Origin of the sequence: Neorhizobium sp. T25_13, from assembly GCF_002968675.1 — a bacterium.
In the GTDB taxonomy this organism is placed as follows: Bacteria; Pseudomonadota; Alphaproteobacteria; order Rhizobiales; family Rhizobiaceae; genus Neorhizobium; species Neorhizobium tomejilense.
On record NZ_PVBI01000004.1, the window covers coordinates 527,088 to 533,087 of the forward strand.

The 6,000-nt window shown below is 60.4% G+C and carries 7 protein-coding genes; 6 read left to right on the forward strand and 1 reads right to left on the reverse strand.

The window, feature by feature from the left end; translation table 11 throughout:
* Positions 1–71: 71 nt before the first annotated feature.
* Both C5J22_RS12660 and C5J22_RS12665 read left to right on the forward strand, forming a co-directional pair.
* Positions 72–584 (forward strand): hypothetical protein, encoded by a 513-nt coding sequence (locus C5J22_RS12660; RefSeq protein WP_105438484.1) that lies wholly within the window; start codon positions 72–74, stop codon positions 582–584.
* A gap of 480 nt (positions 585–1,064) precedes the next feature.
* Complete coding sequence (locus C5J22_RS12665) at positions 1,065–1,307, forward strand: hypothetical protein (RefSeq protein ID WP_105438485.1); 243 nt, start codon at positions 1,065–1,067, stop codon at positions 1,305–1,307.
* 201 nt (positions 1,308–1,508) lie between these two features.
* Here C5J22_RS12665 and C5J22_RS12670 read toward each other — a convergent pair whose 3' ends face one another.
* On the reverse strand, positions 1,509–1,742 hold the full coding sequence (locus tag C5J22_RS12670) for a hypothetical protein (protein WP_105438486.1): 234 nt from the start codon (positions 1,740–1,742) through the stop codon (positions 1,509–1,511).
* Between the two features lie 238 nt (positions 1,743–1,980).
* On the opposite strand from C5J22_RS12670, the gene C5J22_RS12675 reads away from it, so the two are divergent.
* The 4 genes from C5J22_RS12675 to C5J22_RS12690 form a co-directional block, all read left to right on the forward strand.
* Entirely contained in the window at positions 1,981–2,547 is a 567-nt protein-coding gene (locus tag C5J22_RS12675; protein WP_172746605.1) for a hypothetical protein, read from the forward strand.
* Position 2,548: 1 nt separating this feature from the next.
* Positions 2,549–2,743: a hypothetical protein gene (locus C5J22_RS12680; RefSeq protein WP_105438488.1), complete on the forward strand. Its 195-nt coding sequence runs from the start codon at positions 2,549–2,551 to the stop codon at positions 2,741–2,743.
* Positions 2,740–5,157 carry a hypothetical protein gene (locus C5J22_RS12685; RefSeq protein WP_105438489.1) on the forward strand — a complete coding sequence of 806 codons (2,418 nt, stop codon included), beginning with the start codon at positions 2,740–2,742 and terminating at the stop codon, positions 5,155–5,157. The genes C5J22_RS12680 and C5J22_RS12685 overlap by 4 nt, the downstream gene beginning before the upstream one ends.
* 645 nt (positions 5,158–5,802) lie before the next feature.
* The coding region (locus tag C5J22_RS12690) for a hypothetical protein (RefSeq protein ID WP_172746606.1) at positions 5,803–6,000 on the forward strand (198 nt) is incomplete at its 3' end.

Genomic DNA, 6,000 nt, shown 5'->3' on the forward strand with positions numbered 1-6,000 from the left:
GGCAAAGTGCGGATCGCGCTTGCAAAAGCTGATGGACCATTCCGCTGCGTCAAATGCCAGAGGAGAACGCCATGAGCAAAAGCTGGCCCTTCAACCAAATCCATCACACGCTCTGGCGCTCCAAGCGCGTTCGCTCCCTCGACGACAGTGATCACAAGCTGCTTCTACTCTGGATGATGACATGCGAACATCAGAACGCCCTCGGCTTCTTCCGATGCCCCGACCAGTGGCCGGCCGCCGATCTGCAGTGGGATGTCAGTCGGGTCACTGAGAGCCGGAAGCATCTGACATTTGTCGGGCTCATCTACTACGACGAGGAGACCGAAGAGGTTTATGTCGACCAATGGATGCGGTTCGCGGTCAAACCGGCTCCCAAGGTGATGCAGGGTTATCGCCGGCAGGTCGGAGATATCGAGAGCGACACAATCCGGGAAGTCGTCGAACAAGATTTCCTGAATGCCGAGGATCGCTGGACCGGTGACGCCCCGCCAGCGCCGAGCGCGTCCCGCCCCGCGTCAGATGCTATCCAGATCTCACCACAGCTTGCGGCCAATCTAAGCCGCAAACAAGGGACGGGGTACTGAACCCCATCGGCACCCCGTCCCATACCCCATACCTTACCCTGTCCGCGTAGTGTCAGTCATCCGGTACGAAGAGAAGGAGAAGGAGAAGGATACGGAGAGGGAGAAGGATACCGATACTGATACGGACATCGAGACTGAAAAGAGATCGATATCTGAAAGCTGAGAACGCGCCTTCGGCGTCGCGACGATTGGGTGATTGAGGTGTCTTGAGCACGCCCGGGAGGATCGCCAGTATTTCCGGGAGTGCCGGAAAGCGAAGGAATGAGCAAGCGGTTGTTAGCCGGTTGACAAAAACAGCATCAATCGTTGCACAACCCTTGTAAATCAGCGATATTGACGCTGCATCGTTCCCCGTTGCGACGCAGCTACCGCGCCTTGGGCAACCTTAGGGCAACACAGGGCGCGGTTTCAGCTACGTTTTTCGGGGAATGACCGATTGAGCGATGGCGATCGGATGCAGAAACGCAACGGAGAACCATCATGTCGAACCAGATTGAAACCCGCCTGCGCCTGGGCGCAACTCAGATCAACGTGCACCGCGTCAACGGCGAAAGTGCGTGGATGGATGCCGTCGATGCCCGTCGGACCGCACAGCGCCTCCCGGACGAATGGTCCCTGACGCCGTTCACTGCCGAGCAGCAGGCCGCTGCGCTACAGGACACGCCGCGTGAGGATCGGGCCAAGCTCGTACCCTCCGAAACGGCAGGGCCTTTCAACGTGTGATCGCCAGGCCGGACATGTCTTGTTCGGCTTAGCCATCCTCGTCGAGAGCGGCGCGCCTGATGCGAATGATCAGCACCCCCACCCCCCTCTTTTCCTGTAGCGCCCTCGACCAGGGGGGTGGGGGGCAAAATTGGGCTCGAGTCTTCCAGTTCCACCCTCACACGATATTTCCGCTGATCTGAAGGTTTGGGGCAGGCTTTTTTATTCGCTCCGGCTTTCGTCCGCCGGGCCCTCGCTCCCGATGAGGACAAGGAGTTTGGATATATACTCGTAGTCCTGACGGATTGTGACAGGGTACGGAGCTCCAGGGCCACCCTGCGGCGATAATGACAGCTTAGTGCCTCCATCTTCGCCCGGTTCTGCAAACACGATGTGGTCGGTATTAATGGTGACGTGCGTGAGATCTGGAATTCTGGTTGCTGCGATGAACGCCATGACTTTCTCCTTTGGGTGGTGGGGGCGCAACATTGCGCGATCCCGGTTCCGGAGCAAGAGCTGTGCTTTGCCGCGTTTGCCCGCCGCGCCGATGATGCGTCGATAAGCCATGCGGGTAGCACTGCCGCAAGTCCCCAGCTCGCTGCGAACAGCCGAACTCGATTTTTTCAACCATCAAAGGGGTTCTGGGGCGATGGTATTTTCATCACTCTACCCTGCCCCGGCTTGAGGTGCCTGAATGGCAGTCCGACATGATGCAGATCCGAAAGCTCTTCTTGCAGCTCGGCGGCGAGAGTTGGCAAAGCCCGGCCGGCAGAAATTGACTGGTCGAGGCTCTGGGCTGACGCCGAAGGTCAAGCAGGCGATCGAGATGTTGGTTTTCGGTAAAGACGGCGAGCCCACCGCGATCATCAGAATGAAGGACGCCGCCGATGCCGTCGGCATCTCTTCGCGCGCCCTTCGCGCAGCATTGCTGAAGCCCTCGGTGGACGCGTATTATCAGCAGCAAGTCGTCGCGCTTCGGAATGGGGAGCGCGCCGCGAGCATTCGCACAATCGCGGAAATCCGCGACGATCCGGCGATGAAGGCGACCGCCGCGGGACAGACCGTTCGCCTGAAGGCCGCGGACTCTCTCGCATTCGATCGCCCTGGCCAGCAGATCATCAACAATACTCAGATCAACAACAACCTCAGCGTCACCCCGGGGTATGTCCTGGATCTTCGTCCCGACCCGGTGCCGGCGCGCGTGCAGGAGTACGATGGTTTGATCACGGTCGACGACCTCGGCCCCGTTGAAGAGGAATAGCATGATCAGCGTCCCCTCCATAAAGCCGCCTGGCGCCGTGTTCGAAGCTCCGGTGCCTCCGGTACCGGCTGTGATGATCGACCTCGGTGACGGTCAGGGTAAAAGAGCGGCCGCCGACATAATGGCGGAAGCTGACGAGGAAATCGCCGCTGCCGAGCGCATTCTGTCTTACCTTGGTCATGGAGCATCGAAATGAGCATCCGGGGATGTCTGGCGCGCCTGGTTGAGGCGAAGCGGATCACGCAAAAACAAGCCGACGACGCTCTCGCGATCAGGGACGGCATACAGGGGCGTCTCTATCCTGCGATGGGTCCGGCGTCGGCCGAAGCTGCGAGCGCCCTTGAGGCTGCCCGCACGATGGCGGCGGCGGCACGGGAACGTAAACTGATGGCGGCAAAGCAGGCGATCGCCTACACGACGGCGCTCAACCGCATGCAACAGCACCCCCACGGGCTCACCGTCGGCCTTCAAAGCATGTTGGTCCGCGACAACCTTGAAGGCGGCGCGGCGATGGGAACAGCTATCCATATTGACGGCCACGCGGAGAACGTGACCAAGCGGCTGCTCGGCATGATGAATGGCGCGCTCGAGCCCTATGCCTCACGGATGGCAGGTTTGCCCGGCTTCCAGGATACCGAGTCCATCTGGGACGTTGTGCGCGAGTTGTTCGGACGTGATACAGGCGATCATGCAGCCAAGATGGCGGCGAAGGGCTGGAAGGATGCCACAGCCTACGCCGTCGACCGGGTGAAGAAGGGCGGCAAGCCGCTTTCCGTGCTCGAAGACTGGCGGCTGCCGCAGATGTGGGATGCGGGCCGGCTCCGCAAATTATCGCAGAGAGAATTTACAAACGACCTGATGACGGAGTTCGAGGCCGGAAATCTCCGTGTCATGGATTCGGTCGGACACGGAGCAGCACCCCCGGCGGCCGTCGGCGGCATAATAGCGAATGCCTTTAACGACATCACGCTCGGCCGGGCCAGTGGCGGCGCCGGCGGCTTCTCGAACCAGCTCCGCGTCTTCCGATTTGATAACCCCGACGCCTACATCCGGCTGATGAAGAAATACGGCGTCGGGTCCGGTGGCCTCTTCAACACCATGATGGGCCACCTCGGCGCCATGGGTCGCGAGATCGCGACTGTCGAGATCCTTGGCCCTAACTACGAACACAATTTCCGAAAGCTCCTGGAGGTAGCGACCAAGGACGATGCCGTCAGGAACCGATCAGTCGTCAAGGCTTTCGCTCGCTCAATCTCCCTCAATAGCCCAGCGGCGGTTAAGCGGACCTACGACTCTCTGACGGGGAAGCTGGGCGTCGCGCAGAGTGAACTCATTGCCGGCATCGGCGGTGGTGTCAGGAACCTGCAGACGGCGGCGCGGCTTGGGTCGGCCGTGGTTGCCGCATTGCCTGGCGATAGCTTCACCGCAACCCTTGCCGCCAATTACAACGGCATCCCGGCCTCGGCCGTGCTCGCGCGCCTGGTGAAGGATCTGACCGTCGATCGCCACCAGTCCGAAGAGATCGCCCGCCAAATCAATCTTACGGCCGCTTCCATAATGGATCATGCGCTCGGATCGAAGCGCTTCGCTGATGAGGTGGTGGGGCAAGGCTTCACCGGCCGGGTCGCCGACACCACCATGCGGATCACCGGGATCAACGTCTGGACCGAGGGTCTCAAGCGCGCCTGGGGGATGGAGTTCAACGGTTTCATTGCCCGGCAGTCCGACAGTGCGTTCGAGGAGCTCGACCCGGCTTTCAGCAACTTCCTTCGGAGATACGGTTTCACATCCGACCAATGGGACAAATTACGCGCGACACCGCCGATCGAAGCCGACGGCGCCCGCTTCTTCGACGTCAACGCCGTCGAGGATCAGCACCTGTCTGACCGCCTGATGAATGCCATTCTGGACGAGCGGCGCTTCGCCATTCTTGAACCCGACGCCCGCGTTAGAGGAGCGATGGCAGGTGGCCTCCAGCGCGGCACATTCATGGGTGAAATCGTCAGGTCGGCAACGCAATTCAAAAGTTTCCCGATGACCTTCATGATGACGCACCTCATGCGGACCGCCGTTCAGGACGGCGCATGGGGCAAAACAGCCTATGGTCTGAAGCTCGTGACCGTGATGACCTTTGCCGGCGCGGTGGCCTCCCAGATGCAATCGCTGATCGCCGGCAGCGATCCCCGCGACATGAGCACCCAGAACTTCTGGACCCAGGCGTTCCTGCGAGGTGGTGGGGCCGGTATGCTCGCGGATATTGTCATCGCTGGCACCTCGAAAGGCGGCGAAGGCCTGAGTGAATACCTGCTCGGCCCGGGGCCAGGCGTTATTCTGTCGACGGCCGATTTCGCCAAGAACGGATTCACCGGCAGATCACTTGCTCAATACTTGAAGGCTTGGACGCCGGGCTCGTCGGTCTGGTTCACAAAGATCGCGACCGATCGCCTGTTGTTCGACCAATTGCAGACAATGATAGATCCTGATTACCGCCATTCCTTCGCGAGATATGAGCGCCGGATGAAGAAGGAATTCGGGCAATCCTTCTGGTGGGGGCCTGGCGATGTGACGCCCGCCAGAGCTCCAGATTTCGGCAAAGTCGCCGGTCGGTGACACGCTACCGAGTGCGGCTCAATAGTCATGTCCTCGGCCGGGCAGCGAGCGGGCGGTGCCGGCTCGGATCCTGGCTTCCTTGATCATTTCGGCGCTTTCGGTGCTCCTAGCTACCTCTTCGGACCCTCGGTAGAGAATATATTCGGATCCATCTTTGACGACTTTGTAGGAGCCTGTCACGTGCACGGTTTCCAAAGTAGCCTCCTTTGACGGAAAGCCATTCAAACCCTTTCCTCGGCTTCGGGCAAGAGGGCCGGCCTGGGAGCTTGCTTGTCGCCCGCGAGCTCCTGGATTATATTAGGCTCGGCCGACGAGGGGGAAGAGCTGTGTCCGTCCCCTTGGAGACCGCCGGAACGGTCCGTCGTCTTTCCGGTGCGTCGGCCCTCCATGCTCAAGGTTATATTGACGAGTCCGCGATCCGGCTCCCGCCGTTTGAAGGCATCACTGACCCGGGAACTGTGCTTTGCGGGGGTCCGTCATGGCGGGCAATTTGCCGGCACGCCGAGACTGGAAGGTTTCGTTCGTGCTGGCCGGAGCGCCATCAACGGCCGTCTGGGGATGCCGACATCCCCACATGTCGCCTTGTCGACGGCCAAAACCATTCTATCTCCGCCGGCGTTTTGTGCAAATCGGAGACGAGTGATCATGCAGGACGATGAAATCCGGTACCCCACCGACGTCGTATTCAATTCCGCCGGTTTCCCCGAGATCAACGGCATGAGGCACAACGGGCAGCGTTGGGTCGACGCCCTCCGTCCCGATCGTCCGTTCGTGGCAATCATTCCTCAGGAAATGGAAGGAAACGACATCTTCGGTGGTACCGGCTTCCGCACCCCTCCCCGC

Coding starts and splice junctions, on each gene's coding strand:
- C5J22_RS12685 (WP_105438489.1), top strand. CDS start 2,740: ATGAGCATCCGGGGATGTCTGGCGCGCCTGGTTGAGGCGAAGCGGATC.
- C5J22_RS12660 (WP_105438484.1), top strand. CDS start 72: ATGAGCAAAAGCTGGCCCTTCAACCAAATCCATCACACGCTCTGGCGC.
- C5J22_RS12675 (WP_172746605.1), top strand. CDS start 1,981: ATGGCAGTCCGACATGATGCAGATCCGAAAGCTCTTCTTGCAGCTCGG.
- C5J22_RS12670 (WP_105438486.1), bottom strand. CDS start 1,742: ATGGCGTTCATCGCAGCAACCAGAATTCCAGATCTCACGCACGTCACC.
- C5J22_RS12665 (WP_105438485.1), top strand. CDS start 1,065: ATGTCGAACCAGATTGAAACCCGCCTGCGCCTGGGCGCAACTCAGATC.
- C5J22_RS12680 (WP_105438488.1), top strand. CDS start 2,549: ATGATCAGCGTCCCCTCCATAAAGCCGCCTGGCGCCGTGTTCGAAGCT.